The organism is Flagellimonas algicida, from assembly GCF_049629585.1.
Classification (GTDB): Bacteria; Bacteroidota; Bacteroidia; order Flavobacteriales; family Flavobacteriaceae; genus Flagellimonas.
Map to the genome: position 1 here is coordinate 1,284,952 of NZ_JBMYIX010000001.1, position 24,780 is coordinate 1,309,731.

Consider the following 24,780-nt stretch of genomic DNA (forward strand, 5'->3'; position numbering starts at 1 on the left):
TATTATTCTTAGCCCAACGACATATCCTACGGCATGAATATCAAATTGCAAAAATCCCGAAGCGTTCTATCCACTTCATGGACACTTTGGAATCATTTTTATTTCTGGAAGTCAATTCAAAACAGGGTTTCATAAACTCAACTCCCTCATCCGTCAAAAGTCATGGTCAAGTACAGAAAAAAAGAGCTAATATTTCCCTATCATATTAATTATAAACAAACTACCAATGAAAAAAGTGATAGGAATCATACTGTTCATTGCCTTAGGACTGGGAAATGTTCAAAACGCAAAAGCACAACTGGGAAAATTGGGCAAGAAAGTGTCCAACAAAGCAAAAACCGAAGAACGGAAGCTTAAAAAAAGTGTTAGCAATATTGAAAAAACGGGTAAGCTTCCAAAATCAGGTGAAAACCGAACCACTCCAAAGTCATCACCCAATCCCACATCCACAAACCCAAAACAGGCAGAAATTGGGATTGGAATCGAGGATGGTTGTAAGGGAACCGATTATTATTTTAAAATGGCCCGCAAGGATTTGGCCAAAATCATGGAACCAGAAAGTGATGACGAGAACCTTTCAGTCTTTGAGATGGAAACCGTGCTAAAACGGGTGGAAGACAATTATCTGAAAAAAATCCATGACAGAGATCCAAATTGCAATACCTCTAAATTGGAAAGCGAAATTGCTGAAGCAGAAAAACTGATCAACACAAAAAAAGGAGGCTCTTCATTTTTACCTGAAGGCACTTATGCTGCAACCGGGGTATGGGAGAGTTTGGAGTTTGGCAATGTTGTGCATGGAAGATACTCAAATGAGCAAGAAATTGAAATAAAAGGCTATCTGGGCGACCTAAAAGGCGCTCTAAAGTACAAATCCACAGGAGAAACCCCAGAAAATGTGGGTGTTGAAATAGAAGGTTTGGGAATAGGCGCCATTGTTCCGCAAAAAGATGAATCTGGCAATATTGAATACTACCAACTGGCCATTTTTCAAGAAAAAACACTCATGGCCATGGTATTCTTCAGTAACGCCAAAAGTCGTGATGCCCTGGAAAAAATCATGGAGCAACGCTCCAAGGAGAAAGTGGAAAAAGCCAACTTGGAACCCTTCATCAAAAATAATTTGGGAAAAGTTCTAGTCTCAACGGAAGGGCCAATCTATGCCAACGGCAAAAAAGAAGGACAAGCTACAGCAACGGACATAGAGCTAACCAATTCCTTCACCTTTGGTAATTCCGCTTGGGTACGTATCATTACCAAAGAAGACAGGCCTCCTATGGAGCTTCTTAAATTAACTGGATTTCCCCCAGCCGGAGAAATGGGAGCCGCCATAAGAACCCGAATCCTTTTCGATGGAGAGGAAGTGGGCCAAGATCTTTTCAGAGCTGTCAGAGGTGATGATCTTAAGGTTGTTAATGAATGGAAACATTACAGGGAGCCGTTCTTTTTGCCAAATGGGCCTGCACAAGATGCCTATAGAGAAGGGATTGAAGGCATTTTTTCAAAAAACCCAAGCATTGGCGAACATACCATGGAAATACAAAAATGGGTCGTCAATATCAACGTTACTGATGGCAAAACATTTCCCTTGGAAGTTATGATGGCCACATCGGGGCCGTTAAAAATAAAGGTTACAGAACAAGGCTGGAAAACGTTCTGCAATAGTGGCAGCAGTAATTACGGCGCTACAACTGGAGCCACAAACGACCTTTCAAAATCTCTTTTGGCCGCTGTAAAACGTGAAGCAGCAAAATCTGGCTGGAAGGAAAAACCATCACAAGCCGTACACACTAAATCCACTAAAGTTTACCATGAGATTACAGGCAAATATATGTATACCATACATGAAGGCTATGTGCAATCCAAGATGCCCAATGGAGCTAGATTGGAACAAGGGTTCCAAATGGTGGATGGAAGCTATCATGGCACAATCCATGGCACCCAACGCTATCTACCTCCCATATGTAATTGATTCTCATTGCCAAATATATTAAAGAGCCCTGTACAGGGCTCTTTTTTTTTGATGCAATGGTACTTGCCCCCTTGCCTTTTTACAAAAAAATGCATTTAACAAATAACCCCATGCAACCCTTTACTTTTTGGGCTGTCTTTTAGGGCGAATGAATCAAAAAACGATTTCATCTTAACCTGTAATTCAAAAAATCACAAATGAAACAAAAAAAGAAAAGGCATGGCCCGGCATTTTGGCTTTTGGGTCTGTGCCTCTTATTGGGTACAACGCTCGTTCATGCCCAAAGCAATTTCACCATTAGCGGAAAAATATCGGACGGCACCAATGGGGAGACCTTGTTTGGCACTTCCATTTTTTTACGCGGCACCGATATTGGTGCCATCAGCAACGAATATGGTTTTTATTCCATCAGTGCCCCTCAAGGAACCTACACCCTGGTGTTTTCATACATGGGGTACAATGAAATGACCCGTGAGGTTGTCCTCGACCAAAACATGACCCTTGATGTGGAATTATTGGAGTCGTCCACCCAACTTGATGAGGTGGAGGTCACTGCTGAAGAGCCCGAACGCGCACTACTCCGCAAACCTGAAATGAGTGTCTCCAAACTCAACATCAAGACTGTAAAACAAATGCCAGTGGTTTTGGGCGAAGTGGACATTATAAAGTCCCTTCAGATTCTACCAGGGGTCACCAACAATGGGGAAGGTTCCAGCGGATTTCATGTTCGCGGGGGAGCTGTGGACCAAAACCTGGTGTTATTGGATGAGGCCATTATATACAATACATCCCATTTATTGGGCTTCTTTTCGGTCTTCAATGCCGATGCCGTAAAAGACCTTAAACTGTATAAAGGGGGCATCCCTGCCCGGTTTGGAGGTCGGGTTTCATCGGTATTGGATGTAAGGCAGAAAGATGGAAACAGTAAAGAATTTGCCATGACCGGGGGCATTGGGGCCATTTCCAGCCGACTGGCCCTTGAAGGGCCCATGTTCAACGACCGGGGATCCTTCTTGATTGCCGGACGCGGATCGTATGCCCACCTGTTCCTAAAATTGGCCGGGGAAGATAACAGCGCCAATTTTTACGATCTTAACCTAAAGACCAATTACAATCTCAACCAAAACAATAAACTGTACCTCTCAGGGTACTTTGGTCGTGACCTTTTCAATATCGGGGGGTCTTTTAGCAGCAGCTACGGGAATGCATCGGGGAACCTACGTTGGAACCATATTTTCAACGATAGGCTCTTCTCCAATCTATCATTGATCTATAGCAATTATGATTACGAACTGGGTATTGATTTCTTTGATTTTGATTGGGTCTCTTCCATCCAAAACTACAATGTAAAATACGACCTTAAATACTATTTCAATGATGCATTCAAGCTCGATTTTGGAGTGAGCACCATAAAGTATGTGTTTGATCCCGGTCGTATAAAACCCACTGATCCAGCTTCTGCGATCAATGAGTTGCAGCTGGACAAAAAACGGGCTCTGGAAAGTGCGGCCTACATCAATGCGGAGCATAAGCTTACGGATAGATTAACCGCTCGGTACGGTATTCGGTTCAGTCATTTTAACCGCATGGGCGGACAGCCTTTGAACGAATACTTGAACGATAGACCTTTGGTCTATAACAACACCCTTCGGATTTACGAAAGGCAAGATCCCATTGACGAAGTCAATTATAAAAAGAGTGAGAGCATTGAAACCTTCAGTAATTTTGAGCCTAGGATCTCCCTCGCCTATCAACTCAACGAGCTCTCTTCTGTAAAATTGGGGTATTCCCGTGCCGCCCAATACATCCATCTATTGTCCAATACATCATCGGTAACCCCCATTGATGTTTGGACCCCGAGCGGAAAGTACATCAAGCCCCAGTTATCGGACCAATTTGCCTTGGGGTATTTTAAAAACTTTAAGGGCAATGTCTATTCCATGGAGGTGGAGACTTTCTACAAGACCGTGGATAACCGAATCGACTATATTGATGGTTCCGACTTGATTGGAAACAATACCATAGAACGTGAAATCCTGAACGGCGAATCAAAAGCCTACGGTGTTGAACTCCTGTTACGAAAAAATGAAGGTGCTTTTACCGGTTGGTTGGCCTACACTTGGTCCAAATCACAGCAACGGACTCCCGGAGGGGACGCCGGTGGGTCGGGAATCAACAATGGGGATTGGTACAGCACTCCACATGACCGCACCCATGACGTATCGCTCACCGGGGCCTATGCCCTGAACGAAAAATGGAGTTTTGGGGCCAATGCCATTTTTCAAACGGGAAGACCTGTGACCTACCCCAATGGGCAATACCAGTATGAGGGGATTTCCGTGGCCAGTTACTCGGATCGTAATGCCGATCGTTTGCCAGCTTACCACCGATTGGACGTTTCGGCCACCTACCGTCCCAATAGAAAGCCCCAAAATCGATGGAAGGGCGAATGGGTCTTTGGCATCTACAACGTGTTCAACAGGAGGAATGCCGCATCGATATCCTTTGGACAGAATATGGAAACCGGCGCCAATGAAGCCACCCGTACCGCCATTTTCGGCATTGTTCCCTCTGTAACGTACAACTTTAAATTTTAAACACATGAAACCATTTTATATAGTATGCATTGGCGTATTGCTCTTGGCCACATCCTGCACCGACGTTATTGAGGTGGATGTTCCTGAAGGCCCTGAAAGGCTGGTCATAGAAGCTTCTTTGGATTGGGAGAAAGGAACTCAAGGAAACAATCAGACCATTGTACTGAGTACTTCCACCCCTTTCTTTGCCGAACAGAAATTTGCTCCCGTACTTGGCGCCTCGGTCAAGGTCATTAATACCGATACAGCCGATGAATTCACCTTTGCCAGTCAAAACAACGGAGAGTACACCACCTCATCCTTTGCGCCTATCGTAGGGGATACCTATCAACTGGAGGTCATCTATAATGGAGAGACCTACACAGCCACCGAAACCCTATATCCTTTGGTGGACACCATCGAGGTTTCCCAATCCAAGGACGGCGGAGAGGACGATGAGGCCCTTGAGGTAAACGTAACCTTTGAGGACCCCGAAGGTCTTGGAGACCACTACTTCCTTCGCTTCAAAAGTCAGAACGACCTACTTTCGGAGCTCTATTACATCAAGGATGAATTCATTGACGGCAATGAAGCCACCTTCTATTATGAAAAGTTGGAAGGCGAAGATAGCGTTGATGAGTTTAAACCCGGCGATGTCGTGGATGTGGCCTTAATGGGCATTTCTAAACAGTACCATGATTACCTAAGGCTTTTGGTAGACCAGTATGAAAATGCGGGGACACCGTTCAGCCCCACCCCGGTTCCCTTGGTGGGCAATTGCGTGAATCTGGACAACCCCAACAACTTGGCGTATGGCTATTTTCGGGTTACCGAAACCATACAGACCGAATATACTTTTGAATAAAATCCGGGGGCATGTTGGACACCTTATATCCGACATGTCCCTTTTTTTTCACTGGAATACAACATCACAACCCATATTTCACGAAAAACCAACCGAATTGCGTAAGAAAACACCCTGGATTTGACTGATTTCAATCAAAAAACATATCATTTAAACTACTGATTGACAGTTTTTTATTATATTTATAAGACCGACTGTTTACAACTTTCCCCCTTGCATTCTTCTCGGCAAGTCCCACATCTAAATAGATCTTTGTACTTGCATGTCATGCTGACCCACGCCGTTCGCAATTGAGCAAGTTGACTTTGTACCACAGATTTCCACAACCTGTAACTCAATGTTTTGAAAACACTGACGATTCTGGCTCATTTGACCCATGAAGATTGTGCAAATTCGCTACGTATGGAATGCTTTGCCCCTGGAAACCCATTCGTGATACGTACAAAGCCTCATTTTTCCTGTTTCAAATTAAATAAAGCATATGCCCCGGCCCCTGTGGTCGGGGTATTTTTTATACTAACCTTAAATCAACAAACAATGAAAAAAATTCTTTTATCATGTGGGATTGTGGCCCTATTGCTCGGCGCTTGCCAACAGGGTCCGGTGCGGTACACCCAGAACTCCCCAGAAATTGACACTGTCAAGAAATTGATTGCCAATTATGACAGTAAAAACTACGATACCAGCATGTACGCTGATACTTCCAAGACCTATTACAACACCAATGACGATGCCATGTCGCCCTCGGAGGCCATGGATTATCACAGACAATCGGAGGTCAATTATACCTCGCGCGGCTTTGGGAATGACCATCAAGAATATGAAATGGTAGTGACCGATGATGGTGAAACCTGGGTAAACAGTTGGTTGGAATGGGGATGCACCCTTGCGGCTAACGGAAAGCAAATAAGTATTCCCGTTCACCTGACCTTTCAATTTGTAGATGGAAAAATTGTCAAGGAATATGGCTATTGGGACCCTACCGAAATTGTATTGGAACTCCAAAAAATTGAGGCTGAGGCCAAAATAATGGAGGAAGAACAAACAGAATGATCAAAAACTAAACTAAAACTAAAGACAATGAAACGATTACTTTTAACCCTAGTACTGGTGCCTATCGTAATGATGGGCCAACAGACCGAACAGGCTCCCATTTTTATGAATGTGATGATGACCCCTCATCCAGAAAAGATTGAGGCATTTGAGACAGGGATGGCAGCCCACAACAAGAAATATCATGCCAACAATCCAGGCTCAGTCAGTGTGTTTTGGGTAGCCAGTGGTGAAAATTCCGGAAAATATGTGTGGAGTATGGGCCCAACCTCTTGGGCGGCCATGGACGATGTGAGCAATTATGACGATGCCCACACCAAGGATTGGAATACCAATGTGGCCGCCAATGCATTGGCCAAAATGGAAACCACCTATTGGAAAAACGATCTAAAACATTCCAATTTCAGCAGGGATTTTAACCTAAAGAACCTTTCCATTTTTATGGTGGATGTGAAACGATTCAAGCAAATGGAGTTCTCCTCCATTTTAGATCGCGTGCAAAAAGTCTTCAAGACCAAAGACCCGGACCATCAATGGGGTAGTTACTTCAACGAACTCCCCAATATGGACGGTCAGGATTTTGTTTGGGTCGATTTTTTTGACAAATCGGCCTGGATGGGAGAAGAGGACAAGTTCATGGAATGGTTTGAGGAAGTCCACGGTGCCGGCAGTTTTTCAGACTTTTTAAAGGATGTTGAAGCTGCCACAAACGGAGATCGCGGGGAATTATGGATCTACAGGGGTGATCTTAGCGGTTCCAGTGGAGAAGTGAAAACAAGGGGTGACGGACAGTGATTTCACTAGTAAAAGAAAGCGGGTTTAACCCGCTTTTTTATTTCATGTAGATTTCCATAAAGGCGGTATTGATATATTTGTATCCATTATCCCATAAGAGCATTTTCCCATGTACATCCCGCACTATTACAAAAATGAAAATCTTGATGAAATAAAGGACTTCTTGATCCAGAACAGTTTTGGCATTTTGATCAATACGGTGGAGGGAAAACCTTGGGGCACCCATATTCCCTTGGAACTGGATACGAATGCCAAGGGCCAGGATATCCTTGTGGGACACATCTCAAAGGCCAATCCGCAATGGAAAAACTTTAACAGCCCTTCAGAGGTATTGTGTATTTTCAATGGACCACACACCTATGTTTCCTCGTCATGGTACAAAGAGGAAGAGGTTCCCACTTGGAACTATATTGCCGTGCACGTCTATGGAAAAGTAACCGTTTTGGATGAGGAACAGACCATGGCCTCGATGTACAAGCTTGTGGATAAATACGAGCAACACTCAAAAAATCCCATTTCCTTGGACCATATGTCGCCCAAGACCCTACGCCAAGTTAAAGGTGTGGTAGGTTTCCAGATTGAAATCACAGAGATCCAGGCTGCCTATAAATTGTCACAGACCCGGGTGGATGACCACCCAACCATCATCTCTGAGCTCAACGAGACCAACGACCCGGGAAGCAAAGCCATTGCCCACAAGATGAAAAAGGGATAATCCTGATTGCTTTATTCGTTATCTTGGAAAATGGCATCGGCCCAATTGGAATATCGGGGGTTGTCCACATGCATGATCCATATCTCATCCGTGTACTTCCCTTTCATCTTGGAACGATACGCCGCGTAAGCCTGTTCGTTCTCTTCGTACTTGGCCAAATACACATAATTGAGACCATTATCCGGATTTTTAAAGTATTCTACCTCCAAACCTTGCGCCTTGAGCTTGTTCATGAAACTCTTTAAATAGCGCTCGTTCTTGAACACATTGGCAACGATATAGTGCCCTTGCCCTACTCCATCCAGATTGATGAACTTTTCAATGGGTTTATAATCCCCTCCTGAAAAAGAACCCGTAGTCTTAGGTTTGACACTATTTCTGGAAGTACTGGTTGAATTATCTGCCAACTGCGTTTGGGACATGGTTCTCGCCAAAGAATCCAAATCCTCACTCTTGGCCAAATAGAGTTCATGGGCTTTTTGCTCAATATCAGGCCTGGTATCCCCGGTCTGTTGCTTCACCATGTGCATCACCATTTCAAACCGTTTTTCCAAGTCGCGTTGCCGGTTCTGCTCCATGGAATCCATCCGGAAAATAAGCTCATTGATCACGGCGTAGTTATCTTCTTGCTGTGCCCTTAATTGTTCAATCTGCTCTTCCCAGAACGCCAGATCCTCTTTATTGGAAGGTCGCAAGGTGGTTGCTACATCCAATTTGCTTTTCTGCACCTCTTTCTTGGATTTCTTGGCATCGGCCACCAAACCATCTCCCTCAATAGGTTTTCTATTGTCGTTCTCGTCATTGGAGACCATAACATTCTTGGATAAAGTGGGTACAAAGGAATAGGCTATGGACACCTCATGGGTTACCCCAAGATTGATCAGGTTGTTGTTGATGTTCTTTTCAAAGTTATATCCAAAGGAAAGTCTTCGGTTCAGGTTAAATCCCGTTCCTGCAGAGGCTCCATAAAATTGGTCGTATCCACCTTGTACCCAACCCAATTTGGGAAGATCCAAGATAACTCCGCCACCAAAGATAGGGTCATTACTGCCCTCAAACCTTGCCCGTGCCAAAGGCATGAGCCTACCATCTTCCAAAATTCCATGGGCATTCTCAAACTCATGGGTAAACTGAACATGCCCGGAGAATGTCTTCTCTGCAATATTGGTGAGTGATTTTCCTGACTTAATGTTATAATCCACCAAATTTTGGGCAAAGACACCAAAATCAAACTTTCCCAAGGAAAGGTTGAGTCCTGGTTGGAAGGAAATGATGGAACTTTCAGATGCTTCGTTCAGCAAAGGGTCATCCTCAAGCGCCACTGCCCTATCCGGGTCCAAGCTACTTACATAATAAGGGATGTTCACCCCAAAAGTAAGGCTGCTTTTCTGCCCCAATTGAATGCCATGGGAATAATTGGCCATCACCCCCAAGTTAGAGATCACCCCTGATTTTTGGTTGTACAAACTCAAGCCCAAACCTATCCTATCGTTGATTTGGCCACTATAACTCAAAAAGTAGTTCTGGTTATTGTCACTGAATTCCGCGCTTTGACTTCTGTGGAAAAAATTCACATAGGATTTATCTTCGCGGACCGCTGAAAAAGTAGGGTTTATTAAAAACCGATTGTACTTGAGCAGATTCTGAAACGGAATATCATAGCTCACATAGGGGTTGCTTTCCTGGGCCAATACCGAATGTGCGGAAAGCCAACAGAAAAGTATCAAGGGTACGATTCCACTAGAACGGAATAAGCGGAGGGGGTTCTTTAAAGAGAATAGTAGTAGTTTTTCCATAGCCGATTGGAATTTGTAGGTTAAGGTACCTGATGGGGTCAGGCGTGTGTATTTGGTTTAGTCTCATTGCAAGATTTGGGAACTTGTAAGAGTTTTATTACTAATATGAGTTGTAATATTACGCAATAAATCGGTAAACAACCAATTTTTTCGTTGAACGGAGAGGTTAATTACATATATAACGCAGCTAGGCGAAAAAAATTGGTTATTCCACTCAAAAAAAGAGGGTTATGGTACAAATGCCTGACATACTTTTCAAGGTTTCCCCGTAACTTTGTATGGTAACTTTTTATCGATTCGCCATGGCCATTTCCCCTAAAATAGTACCCTATTCCGACACTTATCGAAAGGCATTCAGGATTCTCAATGAGGAATGGATAAACACCTATTTTAAGATGGAAGAAGCGGACCGTGTTTCCCTCCACCATCCCAAGGAGAACATTTTGGACAAAGGTGGTTACATTGCTGTGGCCTTGTTGGAGAATGAGCCCGTTGGCGTATGTGCCCTTATCCCCAGTAAACATGACGGCTATGATTTTGAATTGGCCAAAATGGGAGTTTCCCCGAAAGCGCAAGGAAAAGGGATCGGCAAACTTTTGGGCATGCATATTGTTGACAAGGCCAAGTCCTTGGGGGCCCAGAAACTCTATCTGGAGAGCAACAGAATACTGCAACCTGCCCTCAACCTCTACAGGAAGCTTGGCTTTGTTGAAATTGTTGGGGTTTCATCGCCCTATGAGCGCAGTGATATCCAAATGGAATTGGTTTTGGAAAACGGATAGAACCACGATCGGAATACAAACTTTCAAGCTTTCCCTCTTCAATAAACATTAGACTAAAAACAGGGTTTTACCTCGGATTAATTTCCACATGTCGCTAAAAATGAGTACCTTATAGTATTCAACCTATAAATCCGTTCATTATGGGAACCGTAAAGGACTTAAACAAATGGGCCAATGCCCATACCTATTATCCGTTGGATTTGTTGCGTATTGCCCTAGGGATTTTTCTTTTTATCAAGGGTATTGAATTTATGACAAATCATGAGCAGATGGCCTTGATGGCCAAGCCTTTTGAAGGAGTGCCGGGAGGTATGATCTTACTGCACTATATTACCCCTGCCCATTTTGTGGGTGGTTTTTTAATTGTAATTGGCCTATTGACCCGTTGGGCGGTAATTGCACAGTTGCCCATTCTATTCGGTGCCGTACTCACCAATTTCTTGGGAACCATGAACACCTCCAATTTAATTATGGCAACCTTGGTACTATTGGCCTGTATTTTCTTTGCCGTTTATGGGTCGGGAAAACATTCCGCGGATTACTATCTAAAAATGCAGCAATAATCCATACAACTACCTGAAAGTTTGAAGTGATCCGCACCGAGCCATTTTTGTGGGTATCACTTTAATGCACTACATTTAACTTACTGTTTATCAACCTAAAGCCAACACTATCAAACGCTCTGCATTCATACTATTCTTCGTATGTCTTGTTGCCACCACTACGCAGGGACAGACAGGGCTTATAGACAGTCTTCAGCAAAAATATTCCACCGTTGACTCTGACTCTCTTCGGATACGGATACTTAAGGATATTGCTTGGGAATACCTGAACAATCGCGGGAACCCAGATTTGGCAAAAAAGCATATCGATAGCTTGTACACCATCAGCCAAAATGCAAACCTGTCTTGGGGAATTGCCATGGCGGATTATCAATATGCCGTGTGGGAAAGACAGATTGGAAACTACAGCAAAGCCCTGAATCATATTGATGGGTATTTGAACCATTACCGTACCCAAAAAGAACCTTTTGCACTGGCCAATGGCCTATACCAAAAGGCCATTATTTTGGATAATCTGGGAGATTTTGACAAAAGCTTGGGAATCTACTACGATATCCTGAAAATATATGAAGACCATGATGATCGGTTCAGTATTGCCACCACACTGAATGCCATGGGTGAAATCCTGAAAAAGACCGGAAAAATGTCCGAGGCCATGGACCATTACAATAGAGCCTTGGAGATCTTCAGTGCCTTGAACGATAAAACGGAAATAGCCAATTGCCTTTTCAACATTGGGGACACGTTCATGCACCAAGAAGATTATGATCAAGCCTTGGAATACTTGAACCGGGCCTTGGCCTTGGACCAAGAGACCAACAGCGATTGGGGAAAAGCTTTTGATTATGAGGCCTTGGGAAAGGTATACGGGCGTCAAAAAAGATACGCCCAAGCTCTGGAGCACCACAACAAGGCACTTGCCCTAAGGGAAAAATTGGGCATGAGATTGGAGCTCTCCATGAGCTATACCCAAATAGGAACCATCAATCTTGAAATGGGCAAGCCCGAACAGGCAGAAAAATCCATCCTAAATGCCATTGCCATAGCCGAAGAAATTGGTGCACGCTCCCACCTTCAGGAAAACTATGACATCCTTTCCCGCATTTATGAGAGCAACAAGGAATACAACAAGGCGCTGATCTATAAAAATAAGTTTGTGGCCTTGAAGGACAGTTTGTTCAATGAGGCCAAATCCAAGCAGATTGAAGAACTCCAGGTAAGGTTCGATACTGAAAAAAAACAGGATGCCATCGCCACGCTCCAAAAAGATGCGGAAATCAACCAGTTGAAGATCAAGCAACAGAAAACCCTTCGGAACATTATTATAGGACTGGCCGTGGCCGCATTATTATTCCTCTGGTTCGCCTTTAAACGCTATAAACAGAACCAGCGCGTAAAACAGGCCGATGAGGAAAAAAGACGTGCCGTCCAAGAAGAACGAAAGCGTACGGAGATTGAAAGACAGCGAGTGGCGGAACTTCAAAAAATAGATGCGTTGAAAGATGAATTCCTGGCCAACACTTCCCACGAACTGAGAACGCCCTTGGTGGGCATCATTGGTTTATCGGAATCCTTAAAAGATGGCATAGCGGGCAAACTGCCCCAAGCCGCCTTGGAAAATTTGGATATGATCGCCAACAGTGGTAAACGACTTTCCCACTTGGTCAACGACATCCTTGATTTTTCAAAACTTAAGAACAAGGATTTGTCGCTTACCCTTCAGCCTGTGGATCTCTACGCCATATCCAACATTGTACTTCGGTTGTCCCAGCCCCTGCTCAAGGACAAAAAACTAAAACTCATCAATTCCATCCCAAAGGACATCCCTTTGGTAACCGCCGATGAAAACCGGGTACAACAAATCATGCACAATCTCATTGGCAATGCCATTAAGTTTACCGAGAAGGGGTACATTACCCTTTTTGCCGAAGCGAAGGATGCCATGATTTCCATCTCCATTTCGGATACGGGAATTGGTATTTCAAAAGATAAGCAGGATACCATTTTTAATTCGTTTGAACAAGGGGACGGGTCCATCCAAAGGACCTATGGCGGTACTGGGCTTGGCCTTTCAGTCACAAAACATTTGGTGGAACTGCACGGGGGCACCATTCAGATTGAATCGGAACCGGGAAAAGGGGCCATTTTCTCCTTTACCCTACCCGTTAGCGAAATCAAACGAAAAGAACTCAAACAAAAGGGACAAATGGGTCAAGACGTTGTCCAAACCATAAGCCGTGGCAACGAAGACCTACTTCCCAAACAAATAAAGACCAACTCCCTAGAAGGGTCCACAAAAATACTTGTGGTGGACGATGAACCCGTAAACCGGAGGGTTTTGGAAAACCATCTTACGGTGGAAGGGTATGAAGTCATTGAAGCAAGTTCAGGTAAGGAGGCCTTAAAATTATTGGATGGGGAGATTCCGTTCCAATTGGTGCTATTGGATATTATGATGCCCGGACTTTCTGGATACGAGGTCTGTGAGACCATTCGGAAGCAATATACGGCCAGTGATCTGCCCATTATCCTGCTCACTGCCAAAAACACGGTCAATGATTTGGTCATCGGATTCAATTCCGGTGCCAACGATTACCTCACCAAACCCTTTTCAAAGGGTGAATTGCTGAGTCGGATACGGACCCACATCAACCTGAACACCATTCATAGGGCCACTTCCAAGTTTGTTCCCTCCGAATTTGTACAATCTGTGGGAAAAGAATCCATCACCGATGTCAAGTTGGGGGATCATATTGAAAAGAACGTGACGGTACTTTTTTCTGATATCCGGGATTACACCTCCCTAGCTGAAGGAATGACACCGGAGCAAAACTTCAAGTTTGTCAATGCCTATGTGGGTCGAATGGGACCCATCATCAAAGAAAATCAAGGCTTTGTGAACCAATATCTCGGGGATGGCATCATGGCCCTATTCCCAAAAACTCCTGAAAATGCCTTGGATGCCGCTGTTGAAATGCAGCGCGCCCTTTCCTTGTATAACAAAAGAAGGGTCGAAGAGAAAGGATACAAACCCCTATCCATTGGAATAGGCTTGCACACCGGACCATTGATCATGGGGATCATCGGGGATTCCAAACGAAACGATCCCGCCGTCATTGCCGATACCGTCAACAGTGCGGCACGGGTCGAAGGAGTCACCAAACATTTCGGGGCCAATATCATTATTAGTGAGGATAGCATACAGGCCATGGAGGATGCCACAGGATTCAATTTCAGGTATTTGGGAAAGGTGCGGGTAAAGGGAAAGCAAAAGGCCATTGAAATCTACGAATGTATAGATGGAGACAGCATTGAGAGCATTTCCCTAAAGCTCGAGACCCTGTCCCACTACATCGAAGGCATCGAAGCCTATTTCAAAGGAGAATTCAATGCAGCTTCCACTGCTTTTGAGTGGGTCCTTTACAAAAACCCCGGCGATTCCGTAGCCCACTATTTTAATGACCAAGCCAAAAAATATGCCGTGTTGGGTGCTCCGGAGGGTTGGGCCTCCGGAACCGTGATGCACGAAAAGTAGTGAATGATCCCGTCTAATATACCGGACTCAATTCCAGCGACTTGGAAACAGCCAAATGGCTATACCGTTCAAACCGATCATCCACATTTTGCTGGGCTTTTTGAAAGAATCTTGTAGAAGCATCATCCTCACTATCAAAAAAGGCATCAAACCGTTTTTCCATACGTAAATAGTATTCCACAGGTAGACTGGGTCGTTCCGAATCCAATTGTAGGGAAGCAAGACCTTTTTCCACCCTCGAGGGATCATTACGATACAACAACCACTGCCCCGATGCGACTGCGGCTTTGTGGTATTGTGAGGGATGTTTCATATCAATCCCATGTGTAGGGCTATGGCAATACGCAATAATGATGGACGGTCCGTTATGCCGTTCCGCTTCCACAAAAGCCTTCAAGGTTTGTTCTTGATCTGCCCCTATGGCCACGGATGCTACATAAACCTCTTCATACTGCATGGCCAATGCGCCCAAATCCTTTTTTGATTTCTGTTTTCCCTTGGCAGCAAATCTTGCCGAAGCCCCATACGGCGTCGCTTTTGACATTTGTCCGCCCGTATTGGAGTACACCTCGTTGTCCAATACCAAGATGTTCACATTCTTTCCCGATGCCAAAACATGGTCCAATCCTCCATACCCAATATCGTAGGCCCAACCATCTCCCCCAACGATCCATACACTCTTCTTCACCAAACTATCGACATTTTGGGACAGTATTCGTGCTTCGGGCATCTGGACTTTCTTCAGTATGGATTTTAATTGGTCAACGCGGTTCCTTTGTTGGTTGATTTCCTGCTCCGTGGTTTGCTTGGCATTTAAAATATCCCGAACCAATCGGTCCCCTATAAATCCTGAAAGTTTTTGAAGCAACTTCTTTGCTTCCAATTCCTGCTGGTCCAAGGACAATCTATACCCCAAACCAAACTCCGCATTGTCCTCAAACAAGGAGTTGGACCAGGCAGGTCCCCTGCCCTCCTTGGTTTTGCCCCAAGGAGTGGTAGGAAGTGCACCTCCGAAAATAGAACTTGCCCCTGTGGCATTGGCCACCAACAAACGGTCACCAAACAATTGCGACATTACTTTTAAGTAAGGGGCCTGCCCGCACCCATCCTCCCCCATAGGATACTTGAACAGGGGTTCCTGCAATTGTTGTTGACTTACTTTGGAAGCATCAATTTTATTTCGGTCCATCTCTGGAATGGTATCGAAATAAGCCCAATGCTCCTTTTCCTGCTCCAAACGGGATTTGCCATGGGTCATTACAAGGGCTTTTGCAGGACAAGCGTCCACACAATTGTGACAACCCGTACACTGATCGGGATTTACCTGAATGGTGTAGTCCAATAGATTGAATCCTTCCATTTCCTCCAACATCTTCATGGATTTCCACTGTAAGGGTGCTTCCCTTAAACTCTTGGCATCATAGGCTTTTATACGGAGTGCCCCAGATGGACACGCCATGCTGCAAGCACCACATTGTATACACTGGTCCGGGGTCCAATCGGGGAGTTCTTTGGCCAGTTCCCTGTCATTATATATGGATGTTCCCGTTGGATAGGTCCCATCCACTGGGAATAGACTCACCGGGGCTTCGTCTCCCTTACCAGCCAAAAGCCGACCTAGGAGTGTTTGGGCGAAAACCTCATCTTCACACAACTCTTGTTCGCTATTTTGATTTTTGGATGACGTATCCACCCTTTTAATTTCATCACGGCCAACGGAAAAGATTTCATTGCTGACAACTGGGCTATTCATTATCAAATAGCTGGCATGCAGAACGGAAATATTTTCACCACTACGCTTTATATATTCCGATAGTTTTTCACTGTTGACCGCATAGAGCTTCACCTGCTTCTTTTGGATGGTCTTTTGGGTTTCCTCGGAAAGTGCCTTCCACACTTCAGTGGGCTGGTCTTCGGATAGCACCACTACCACCCCTTGAAAGGCTACACGTTCCAAGACAGAGTCTTTTTCAAGAAATTCAAGGTTTTCACAGGCTGCAAAATCTGCATGGGATACTAAAAAAGGTGCTTTTATCGGCGAATTGGAAACCCGGAAATGGGCCACATTTCGAGAGCTTGATTTTCTATAGTCACACTCCTCATAGCCTTGCACAAATTTGCCCTCCGTATTTCCCACATACTGCAAAAGATTCTTAAACTGCTCTGAAGTTTTTGGATTTTTAACCGAATAAAACAAGGCCTGACCATTAAAGGGAATGGTAACCTCCATTTCAGTTTTGGGAAGGCTTAAATGGGTCACATCGTCCGAAATGCCCACCGTAAAATTATTCTTCGGCACTTCTTGCTTTAAATTGGTGATAATGGATTTGACCATATGGGGTGTAAATTCCTTGGAACCCAACCCATACCTACCTCCAACAATTTTGGGGAGAAAACCATTTTTATGGTTTTGCACCAAGGCTTGGGTCACATCCAGATACAAAGGTTCCCCTACGGAACCAGGTTCTTTGGTCCGATCCAAAACGGCAATGGCCCTACACGTATCCGGTAGGCTTTTGATAAAATGCTCGGCACTGAAAGGTCGATACAATCGCACCTTGACCAGTCCAATCTTTTCTCCTTGGGCATTTAGATGACCTATGGTAGCTTCAATGGTTTCGGTACCTGAGGCCATGGCAATGATTACTTGTTCTGCTTTTGGGTGTCCCACATACTCAAAAATGTGGTACTGCCTTCCGGTAAGCTGGGCAAATTCATCCATTTTTTGCTGCACAATTTCCGGGCAAGCATTGTAATAAGTGTTTATCGCTTCCCGACTTTGAAAAAACACATCGGGAGCTTGGGAGGTTCCCCTGAGTACGGGGTCATTAGGATTCAACACCCTGTCTTTGTGGGCTTGTATGGTTTCGATATCCATCATCTGACCGATGACAGTATCAGATACCTTTTCTATTTTGGAAACTTCATGCGAAGTTCTAAAACCATCAAAAAAATGCACAAAAGGGATTCTTGATGCCAAGGATGCCGCTTGTGAAATCAAAGCAAAATCCATGGCTTCCTGAACCGAAGCCGACCCCAATAAGGCATATCCGGTATTGCGAACAGCCATGACATCACTATGGTCTCCAAAAACGGACAAGGCATGTGTTGCCACAGATCTTGTGGCCACATGGATCACATTCGGGCTAAGTTCGCCCGCTATTTTGTACATGTTGGGCATCATCAAAAGCAATCCTTGTGATGCCGTAAATGTAGAGGTCAATGATCCGGTCTGCAAGGCACCGTGCATGGCCCCTGCCACACCGGCTTCGCTTTGCATTTCAAAAACCAAAGGAACATTGCCAAAAATATTTTCGTGTTGGTAAGCGCTCCACTCCTCTACCAGTTCAGACATTTCCGAAGATGGGGTAATGGGATAAATGGGAAATACCTCATTGGTTCGATAGGCCACATGTGCTACGGCCTGATTTCCATTTACGATACTGTATTTCTGGTTTTGCATGGGAGCGAGGTAAAAAATTTGTTAGTTGGATAAAAAATAAGCCGCCCATTTTTAGGCGGCTTATTTTACGTGATCTTACTTTTCAAATTCGATGGTAACCGGAGTCGGGTTGGTTATCATATCAAATACGGGAGAGAATTGTGACAAGGCTCTCAATTGCTCTTCGGAAGCATCGGACTTCACTTTGAATTTTACAGTGATACCCTTGTACCCTTTACGTACTTCTGGGTCAAGACCCAAGAACCCGTGAAGGTCAGCTTCACCACTCAAGGTACTTTCCATACCTTCAATGTCGATACCGTTTGCTGCAGCGTGGTAGGCCATAGCTCCAGTTAGGCAAGATCCCAAGGCGTGCAAAACAATCTCTGCAGGGTTGGGCGCTTGGTCTTTCCCCAAAAGCACCTCAACGTGGTCGGCCTCCAAGGTAAAGTCTCCTTTTCTAGTTGGGTGTTCTTGTCCAACACCATAATAATCCTGAACACTAGTCACACAATGACCGCCCTCGATCCAATTGTTTTTGGCCCTGAACTCGAACTTGGCCAATTCTGGGTTTTCCTGTACTGCGTTGATCGTGTCTACGAGTTGATCTACGTTTACTCCGTTCTTAATGTTTGCTGTTGTAATCATGTTTTTAGATTTTTAAGATTAATTGATTAACATTTGCCTTAGAATATGCATTTGCCGTGCCAAACAGTATAATTAATTGATAATCAATTATTTATATATTAAAATACAATGAAGAGTGTTTACGAAATTTCGTTAGTTTACGAGATGTCGTTAGTTTATTTACGGGATTTCGTCAACTTAGACCGGCCTGGAGATTCCAAGTGCCTTTATCTTGGAGGTAAGTGTGGTGGGGCGCAGCCCCAGAAGTGCTGCGGCGCCATTTTTCCCTGAAATCTTCCATTGGGATTTCTTGAGGGCGTTAAGAATATTCTGCTTTTCCAGCTGTATCAATTCTTGGGAAGTATAAATGTGTTCGCTCTTGGTCTTTGGCGTCATCTCCTGCGAAGGATTGGAATTTGGTATGATTTCTGACCAATCTATCCCACCGTTTTGGGAAACAATAACAGCCCTTTCGATAAGGTTTTGAAGTTCACGAACATTTCCAGGCCATCCATATTTCAAAAACAATTGCTGCTGTGCTGCGGTCAGCGGTTTGATTTTTCTACCCATTTTCTTGGAAAAGTATTCAATCATATCATCGGCAATCAAACAAACATCCCTTCCCCTATCCCGCAAAGCGGGAATTTCAATCGGAAACACGTTCAAACGATAAAACAGGTCTTCCCTAAACTTACCTTCCTTGGACAGTGTCAGCAAATCCCGGTGGGTAGCGGCGATGATCCGTACATTCACCTTTATGGTCATTGAGCTTCCCACGGGGTCAAACTCCCCCTCCTGGATCACCCGCAACAACTTGGGTTGGAGGTCCAATGGAAGTTCCCCGATCTCATCCAAGAAAATAGTGCCTTTGTCCGCCAATAAAAACCGTCCCTTTCTACTGTTGGTCGCTCCCGTAAAAGCACCCTTTTCATGTCCAAAAAGTTCGCTCTCTATCAAATTGGCCGGAATGGCCCCGCAATTAATGCGAATCAAAGGACCATCGCTCCTAGCGCTAGCTTTATGAATGGCCCGGGCCACCAATTCCTTCCCCGTACCGGTTTCGCCATGCACCAAAACCGTAGCTTGGGTTTGGGCCACTTGTTGAATGAGCTCCAGCACCTTTATCATGGAACCGTGTTCCGCAATGATACCGTGGTCATGGGTCAGCTCCTTGATTTCTTCCTGCAAATATTCAGTCTGGCTTTCCAGGGAGGTAATCTTATTTTCGGCCAATAAGCGATCTTCCATATTCCGAAGAATCAACGTATAAAATGTATCGGTATCGTTACCGTAATGGCTCAACGTTCCCTCATTGAGGGTTTCCTTTCCATCGGACCCAATGACCTTTACCATCTTGGGCAAATAGGTGTTTGAACCTTCGGCCCCGTTCTGGCAGATGGATTCCAACAGCTGGGCCGATTCATCATCCAAAAAGAAAAGCACATTCCGCTGGTCCACATCCTCATTTTCCAATAGTTTTTTTGCGGAGTCGTTGGCCAAGAATATCCTAAAGTTGGCGTCGAACATCAGAATGGCGTCCATGGCGCCGTCAATCAAACCCATCATCTTGGAGTTGGTCAGTTCCAATTCTTGCTTTGATGAGGCCAGACGCTCTTGGACCCTATCGAGCTCCCTGTGTCTTTTAATGAGAACGGACATGATCCCTTTTACGAATCCGCTGTTCGAATCCATCAATTCCTGAAAATGGGTGGTCTCTATTTTCAATAGAAGGGTTTCTTCTTCCGCTGTGACCGACACCGATCGTGGTTTACTGTCAATCAAGGCATATTCGCCAAAACATTCGCCCTTATGGAGCTCTCCGTATACATGGTCTTTATCATGCACCTTGACATGGCCTTCCAAAATAACATACATGGCCTCCCCCAGCTCTCCCTTTCTTATAATGACCCTATTGATAGGATACTGCTCCTCCATTCCATTTTTACACAACTGCAACAACGAGGCCTTATCCACTTCGGAGAAGAATGGGACTTCCTTTAAAAAATTCACCAAATCCATGAGTCGGGCCGAGGTCATTGTACGGTTACAAGAGGTTATAGATGAAATAAATATAGGGATTTGCCGCATAATACAAGCTTGGCCAAAATCTATTGTTTCATTTTCATGAAAGGAAACATATCTAGGTTTACCATAAATTAAACTGATGGTTTTTTATACTTTTATGCTTCAAATTTATAATTGATGACCATTACCCAACTTCAGTATGTACTTGCTGTTGCAGAACACAAGAATTTTACCTTGGCCGCCGAAAAAAGTTTTGTTACCCAACCCACTTTGAGCATGCAGGTGCAAAAATTGGAGGATGAACTTGGTGTTTTAATATTTGATCGGAGTAAAAAACCCATTTCCATCACTGCTGTTGGAGAGAAAATCGTAAACCAAGCCAAAAATATTGTCGCCGAAGCTGAGCGTATCAAAGACATTGTGGACCAAGACAAGGGGTTCATTGGTGGGGATTATACTTTGGGGATCATTCCCACGGTAATGCCCACTTTGCTGCCCATGTTTCTCAATACATTCATTAAAAAGTATCCCAAGGTCAATCTTATTATAAAGGAGCAGCCCACGGATGCCATGATACGAAATATCTTGGATGGGCATTTGGATGCGGGTATCGCTGCCACTCCATTGGAGATTGAATTCATCAAGGAACGGCCCCTTTATTATGAGCCTTTTGTGGGCTATGTTCCACAAAGCCACCGATTGTCACAGGAACCCATGCTCACCACTGAAGATTTGGATGTGAACGATGTGCTGCTCTTGCAGGACGGACATTGTTTTAGGGACGGGGTGATCAACCTGTGCAAGGCCTCCAAAAATATACAGGGAGAAATGTTCAAAATTGAAAGTGGCAGTTTTGAAACTTTGGTGAGTTTGGCAGATGAAGGTATGGGCATGACCTTGCTCCCTTATCTAAATTCCTTGCATCTAGACCCTAAAAAACAGCCTAACATACGACCCTTTAAAAATCCATCCCCGGCCCGCGAAATCAGTCTGATCTATCATAAAAGTGAATTGAAGATACAGATAACCGATGCCCTCAAAGACGTCATTTCCGGTATTGTCCGTGGAGCCATTGCCTTTCAGGATGTAAAAATTGTGAGCCCTTTGGCCCAAAAATAAAAGGGCCGCTGATCAGCGGCCCGTGTTTATGCTTTTAACAATAATAGTGTGGGTTGTAATTCTGGTTTATCCAAAATATAGAATTGTAACCAGATTTTAAGTTCCTCTATTTCACTTGGCAATAGCCTAGAAACAGCTTTCTTCAATTCTTTAGCGAAGAGTTTGGCATCAAAACTCACCTTTTGAAGGATTGTTTTGGTGTAATCTAACATGGCTCTGGGCATTGAATTTTTGATTAAATTGGATTAAATGGTTGCACTACTAATTTAGAAAAAATCTTAATTGATTGATTGTGCCCGCAGTTAAAAATTGGATAAATTCGTGTTAAATTCGATAAACGACCTCATGCAGATAGTATTCAAGTGTTTGAAATACAGCTTCTTAATATCATTACTCTTAACCATCGGATGCTCTTCCGTAAAGAAAACCCTCAATACGCAGTTACAAAAAGATCCCTTAAAAAATTCATTCCATGGTTTGGTGGTGGTCGATGCCCATTCCCAAAAAACCATATATGATCAAAACGGTGACCGCTATTTTCTGCCTGCCAGCAATACCAAAGTGGTAACATTCTATACAGGTGTAAAATTGCTCCCTAAAAACATCCCTACCCTAAAATATGCCGTGGCCAACGACACCCTTTTTATTGAAGGAACCGGAGACCCATCATGGTTACATCCACACTTAAAGGATAGCACGGCCATTCAATGGCTAAAAAAACAAGGGACCATTGCTCTGTACCTAAACAATATTGAAGAAGATAGATATGGCCCCGGTTGGGCATGGGAGGATTACGATACTTACTTTTCCCCCGAAAGGGGAAGCCTTCCCTTGTATGCCAATGTAGTGACCCTGTCCGCAGTGGATAGCCTACAAGTATCCCCGTCTTATTTTACCAAGAATGTGAGCCTGCAAAAAAAACCTAAAAGCAGGGTGGAGTTCTCCAATCAATTTTTTATCGACCCCATGGAGCAGGACACTTTGGAAGTTCCTTACATCACGGACAAGAATATCACCAAGGCGTTGCTGGAAACTGTACTGGAAAAGGAGATTACCCTAGTGGACCATTTTCCCGATACGCCCAAGCAAACCCTTTATGGCATGGAAACCGACTCCATTTATAAACAGATGTTGTACAAGAGCGATAATTTCTTGGCGGAACAACTGCTGATTGCGGCCTCCTCTACCATTTCGGACACTTTGGGCACCCAAAAAGCCATGGATTATATGCTGGAGCACGATTACAGCGACCTAAGCCAAAAACCCCGGTGGGTGGATGGTTCCGGATTGTCTAGATATAATCTTTTTTCCCCAAGGTCCTTTGTAGAGATTCTCCAAAAACTCCATAATGAGGTTCCAGAAGAGCGATTGTTCGGGATCTTTCCCATGTGGGGTCCGTCCAGTACCGTAAAGGAATGGGAAGACCCCACTACTGAACCTTTTCTTTTTGCCAAATCCGGCTCTTTTGGCAATAACTACAATTTAAGTGGTTATGTGAAGACCAAATCAGGAAAGTTGCTCATCTTCAGTTTTATGAACAATCATTTTAGAATCCCGTCTTCCGAAGTGCGTAAAACCATGTACGAGACGCTCAAAGAGCTATATCTTACTTACTGAAAAGGTTGTTGATTTGGGCATATTGAAGCAGCATGATGGTCTTGGCATCTTTGATTTCGCCTGTTTCCATCATCCGTAGGGCTTCATGGAAATCCATTTCCAAGACTTCGATGTTCTCCGTTTCATCCTCGGCCCCACCGCCTTCGCTTACTTTCATGGCATCCTCATACTGTCCAATAAAAAAGTACAGTATTTCGGTAACGGAGCCTGGGGACATATAGGCCTCGAATACCTTTTTCACCCTGTCTATCTTATACCCGGTCTCTTCCTCCACTTCCATTTTAATGGTTTCTTCGGCATTGCCCTTCTCCAAAAGTCCGGCACAGGCCTCGACCATCATCCCATCCTCATTTCCATTCAAGTAAGTGGGCATTCGAAACTGTCGGGTAAGCACCACGGTTCCTTTTTGGACATTGTACAGCAAGATGGCCGCCCCATTGCCACGGTCATAGGCTTCCCGGATTTGGGTCTCCCACTCCCCATCTTCCCTCTGATATTCAAAAGTGACCTTATTCAGGGTATACCAATTGTTGGAGAGCAATTCCTTTGTGATGTTTCTTACGTTCCCGTGTTTCATACCGATGCAGCTTTGTTCAGATATTGGCGAAAAGGGAGCATTTCTTTATACACCTCCACGATTTTTTCCTTGAATCCTTTTTGAAAGACCTCATCCCTTTTCAGCTCATGGACCACCGCAAAGGTCTTGTTCCGTAATAAATGAATGTACGGATGGTTGTTGGAAAACCCTTTGGGGGCATTCGTCAATTTTTCATCTTCGTACAGACCGCCAAACAATTTTCTGAAAGAAGGTTTGTCCAAGATAGCTTGTAGCTCCTCTCCATTGTAATCTATCCCATCGCGAATACTGCGCAGGGTCTTGGGGCCGGGTCGCCAAAATCCTCCCGCCAACATGCAGTGCTTTAATCCAATTTCGATATAAAAATCAGCAGAATGGGGTGCCTTGTCCAAACCCGCACCAAAATGGTCCTTGTACACCGGTTTGTTGGGATGGAACATGAGGTTATTATTGATTCGATTGATGCCTTTTTTTCCAGGAGTGGGGTAATAATCGGAATGCAATTGTTCCATGGTCAAATCCAGGTCATCCAACCACCCGATAAAATCACTGCGGAGGGATTTGTACCGTTTCCGGTTGGCATCCATCCACTCCTTTGAATTGTTTTGTTGAAGTTCTTCCAGAAATTGGAACAGGTCTGTAAAGTTCATGCTACGAACATAGGAAAAATACCCTTAACCGTTCTTCGGAAATCAGACATCAGATATCGGACATCGGACAT

The 24,780-nt window shown here is 44.3% G+C and carries 18 protein-coding genes; 11 read left to right on the top strand and 7 right to left on the bottom strand.

Annotation, left to right across the window (positions count from 1 at the left end):
- Positions 1 to 226: 226 nt before the first annotated feature.
- The 6 genes from ACPD8L_RS05785 to ACPD8L_RS05810 all read left to right on the top strand — a co-directional run bounded on the left by ACPD8L_RS05785 (position 227) and on the right by ACPD8L_RS05810 (position 7,976).
- Positions 227 to 1,972: a hypothetical protein gene (locus ACPD8L_RS05785; RefSeq protein WP_423942460.1), complete on the top strand. Its 1,746-nt coding sequence runs from the start codon at positions 227 to 229 to the stop codon at positions 1,970 to 1,972.
- A 197-nt stretch (positions 1,973 to 2,169) separates the two neighbouring features.
- On the top strand, positions 2,170 to 4,569 hold the full coding sequence (locus tag ACPD8L_RS05790) for a TonB-dependent receptor (RefSeq protein ID WP_116218045.1): 2,400 nt from the start codon (positions 2,170 to 2,172) through the stop codon (positions 4,567 to 4,569).
- 4 nt (positions 4,570 to 4,573) lie between these two features.
- The gene (locus ACPD8L_RS05795; RefSeq protein WP_423942462.1) at positions 4,574 to 5,413 is read left to right on the top strand and encodes a DUF4249 domain-containing protein; all 840 of its coding nucleotides are present in this window, start codon (positions 4,574 to 4,576) and stop codon (positions 5,411 to 5,413) included.
- Positions 5,414 to 5,950: 537 nt separating this feature from the next.
- The gene (locus tag ACPD8L_RS05800; protein WP_423942464.1) at positions 5,951 to 6,466 is read left to right on the top strand and encodes a nuclear transport factor 2 family protein; all 516 of its coding nucleotides are present in this window, start codon (positions 5,951 to 5,953) and stop codon (positions 6,464 to 6,466) included.
- 27 nt (positions 6,467 to 6,493) lie between these two features.
- The gene (locus ACPD8L_RS05805) at positions 6,494 to 7,261 is read left to right on the top strand and encodes a hypothetical protein (RefSeq protein WP_423942465.1); all 768 of its coding nucleotides are present in this window, start codon (positions 6,494 to 6,496) and stop codon (positions 7,259 to 7,261) included.
- 109 nt (positions 7,262 to 7,370) lie between these two features.
- A complete protein-coding gene (locus tag ACPD8L_RS05810; RefSeq protein ID WP_423942467.1) occupies positions 7,371 to 7,976 on the top strand; it encodes an FMN-binding negative transcriptional regulator in 606 nt (201 codons plus the stop codon).
- Between the two features lie 11 nt (positions 7,977 to 7,987).
- Here ACPD8L_RS05810 and ACPD8L_RS05815 read toward each other — a convergent pair whose 3' ends face one another.
- Complete coding sequence (locus ACPD8L_RS05815; RefSeq protein WP_423942469.1) at positions 7,988 to 9,772, bottom strand: PorP/SprF family type IX secretion system membrane protein; 1,785 nt, start codon at positions 9,770 to 9,772, stop codon at positions 7,988 to 7,990.
- Positions 9,773 to 10,050: 278 nt separating this feature from the next.
- Between ACPD8L_RS05815 and ACPD8L_RS05820 the strand changes: the two genes are divergently transcribed.
- From ACPD8L_RS05820 to ACPD8L_RS05830, 3 genes are all read left to right on the top strand, one after another.
- The gene (locus ACPD8L_RS05820) at positions 10,051 to 10,554 is read left to right on the top strand and encodes a GNAT family N-acetyltransferase (RefSeq protein ID WP_313786768.1); all 504 of its coding nucleotides are present in this window, start codon (positions 10,051 to 10,053) and stop codon (positions 10,552 to 10,554) included.
- Between the two features lie 140 nt (positions 10,555 to 10,694).
- A complete protein-coding gene (locus ACPD8L_RS05825) occupies positions 10,695 to 11,117 on the top strand; it encodes a DoxX family protein (protein ID WP_116218052.1) in 423 nt (140 codons plus the stop codon).
- 289 nt (positions 11,118 to 11,406) lie between these two features.
- Positions 11,407 to 14,652: a tetratricopeptide repeat protein gene (locus ACPD8L_RS05830; protein ID WP_423942471.1), complete on the top strand. Its 3,246-nt coding sequence runs from the start codon at positions 11,407 to 11,409 to the stop codon at positions 14,650 to 14,652.
- Between the two features lie 13 nt (positions 14,653 to 14,665).
- Here ACPD8L_RS05830 and ACPD8L_RS05835 read toward each other — a convergent pair whose 3' ends face one another.
- The 3 genes from ACPD8L_RS05835 to ACPD8L_RS05845 form a co-directional block, all read right to left on the bottom strand.
- Positions 14,666 to 18,115 (bottom strand): 4Fe-4S binding protein, encoded by a 3,450-nt coding sequence (locus ACPD8L_RS05835; protein ID WP_423942473.1) that lies wholly within the window; start codon positions 18,113 to 18,115, stop codon positions 14,666 to 14,668.
- Positions 18,116 to 18,190: 75 nt separating this feature from the next.
- Positions 18,191 to 18,742 carry an OsmC family protein gene (locus ACPD8L_RS05840; protein ID WP_116218055.1) on the bottom strand — a complete coding sequence of 184 codons (552 nt, stop codon included), beginning with the start codon at positions 18,740 to 18,742 and terminating at the stop codon, positions 18,191 to 18,193.
- A 177-nt stretch (positions 18,743 to 18,919) separates the two neighbouring features.
- On the bottom strand, positions 18,920 to 20,758 hold the full coding sequence (locus ACPD8L_RS05845) for a sigma 54-interacting transcriptional regulator (protein WP_423942474.1): 1,839 nt from the start codon (positions 20,756 to 20,758) through the stop codon (positions 18,920 to 18,922).
- Positions 20,759 to 20,923: 165 nt separating this feature from the next.
- Here ACPD8L_RS05845 and ACPD8L_RS05850 point away from each other — a divergent pair, with 165 nt between their 5' ends.
- Positions 20,924 to 21,865 (top strand): LysR substrate-binding domain-containing protein, encoded by a 942-nt coding sequence (locus ACPD8L_RS05850; RefSeq protein WP_116218057.1) that lies wholly within the window; start codon positions 20,924 to 20,926, stop codon positions 21,863 to 21,865.
- Between the two features lie 26 nt (positions 21,866 to 21,891).
- Here ACPD8L_RS05850 and ACPD8L_RS05855 read toward each other — a convergent pair whose 3' ends face one another.
- Positions 21,892 to 22,089, bottom strand: a complete 198-nt coding sequence (locus ACPD8L_RS05855) for a hypothetical protein (RefSeq protein ID WP_136566083.1) — start codon at positions 22,087 to 22,089, stop codon at positions 21,892 to 21,894.
- Positions 22,090 to 22,210: 121 nt separating this feature from the next.
- On the opposite strand from ACPD8L_RS05855, the gene ACPD8L_RS05860 reads away from it, so the two are divergent.
- Positions 22,211 to 23,482: a D-alanyl-D-alanine carboxypeptidase gene (locus ACPD8L_RS05860; RefSeq protein ID WP_423942477.1), complete on the top strand. Its 1,272-nt coding sequence runs from the start codon at positions 22,211 to 22,213 to the stop codon at positions 23,480 to 23,482.
- Here the strand turns inward: ACPD8L_RS05860 and ACPD8L_RS05865 are convergent.
- A complete protein-coding gene (locus ACPD8L_RS05865) occupies positions 23,472 to 24,059 on the bottom strand; it encodes an NUDIX domain-containing protein (RefSeq protein ID WP_423942479.1) in 588 nt (195 codons plus the stop codon). The two genes, ACPD8L_RS05860 and ACPD8L_RS05865, sit on opposite strands and share 11 nt — an antisense overlap.
- Positions 24,056 to 24,709 carry a DUF2461 domain-containing protein gene (locus tag ACPD8L_RS05870; RefSeq protein ID WP_423942480.1) on the bottom strand — a complete coding sequence of 218 codons (654 nt, stop codon included), beginning with the start codon at positions 24,707 to 24,709 and terminating at the stop codon, positions 24,056 to 24,058. Before ACPD8L_RS05870 ends, ACPD8L_RS05865 begins: the two co-directional genes overlap by 4 nt.
- Positions 24,710 to 24,780: the final 71 nt, after the last annotated feature.

Excerpts from the sequence above, each read along its gene's own strand:
- ACPD8L_RS05850 (WP_116218057.1), top strand. The coding sequence starts at position 20,924 with ATGACCATTACCCAACTTCAGTATGTACTTGCTGTTGCAGAACACAAG.
- ACPD8L_RS05865 (WP_423942479.1), bottom strand. The coding sequence starts at position 24,059 with ATGAAACACGGGAACGTAAGAAACATCACAAAGGAATTGCTCTCCAAC.
- ACPD8L_RS05845 (WP_423942474.1), bottom strand. The coding sequence starts at position 20,758 with ATGACCTCGGCCCGACTCATGGATTTGGTGAATTTTTTAAAGGAAGTC.
- ACPD8L_RS05825 (WP_116218052.1), top strand. The coding sequence starts at position 10,695 with ATGGGAACCGTAAAGGACTTAAACAAATGGGCCAATGCCCATACCTAT.
- ACPD8L_RS05785 (WP_423942460.1), top strand. The coding sequence starts at position 227 with ATGAAAAAAGTGATAGGAATCATACTGTTCATTGCCTTAGGACTGGGA.
- ACPD8L_RS05840 (WP_116218055.1), bottom strand. The coding sequence starts at position 18,742 with ATGATTACAACAGCAAACATTAAGAACGGAGTAAACGTAGATCAACTC.
- ACPD8L_RS05860 (WP_423942477.1), top strand. The coding sequence starts at position 22,211 with ATGCAGATAGTATTCAAGTGTTTGAAATACAGCTTCTTAATATCATTA.
- ACPD8L_RS05800 (WP_423942464.1), top strand. The coding sequence starts at position 5,951 with ATGAAAAAAATTCTTTTATCATGTGGGATTGTGGCCCTATTGCTCGGC.
- ACPD8L_RS05815 (WP_423942469.1), bottom strand. The coding sequence starts at position 9,772 with ATGGAAAAACTACTACTATTCTCTTTAAAGAACCCCCTCCGCTTATTC.
- ACPD8L_RS05870 (WP_423942480.1), bottom strand. The coding sequence starts at position 24,709 with ATGAACTTTACAGACCTGTTCCAATTTCTGGAAGAACTTCAACAAAAC.
- ACPD8L_RS05835 (WP_423942473.1), bottom strand. The coding sequence starts at position 18,115 with ATGCAAAACCAGAAATACAGTATCGTAAATGGAAATCAGGCCGTAGCA.
- ACPD8L_RS05810 (WP_423942467.1), top strand. The coding sequence starts at position 7,371 with ATGTACATCCCGCACTATTACAAAAATGAAAATCTTGATGAAATAAAG.
- ACPD8L_RS05820 (WP_313786768.1), top strand. The coding sequence starts at position 10,051 with ATGGTAACTTTTTATCGATTCGCCATGGCCATTTCCCCTAAAATAGTA.
- ACPD8L_RS05790 (WP_116218045.1), top strand. The coding sequence starts at position 2,170 with ATGAAACAAAAAAAGAAAAGGCATGGCCCGGCATTTTGGCTTTTGGGT.
- ACPD8L_RS05795 (WP_423942462.1), top strand. The coding sequence starts at position 4,574 with ATGAAACCATTTTATATAGTATGCATTGGCGTATTGCTCTTGGCCACA.
- ACPD8L_RS05805 (WP_423942465.1), top strand. The coding sequence starts at position 6,494 with ATGAAACGATTACTTTTAACCCTAGTACTGGTGCCTATCGTAATGATG.
- ACPD8L_RS05855 (WP_136566083.1), bottom strand. The coding sequence starts at position 22,089 with ATGCCCAGAGCCATGTTAGATTACACCAAAACAATCCTTCAAAAGGTG.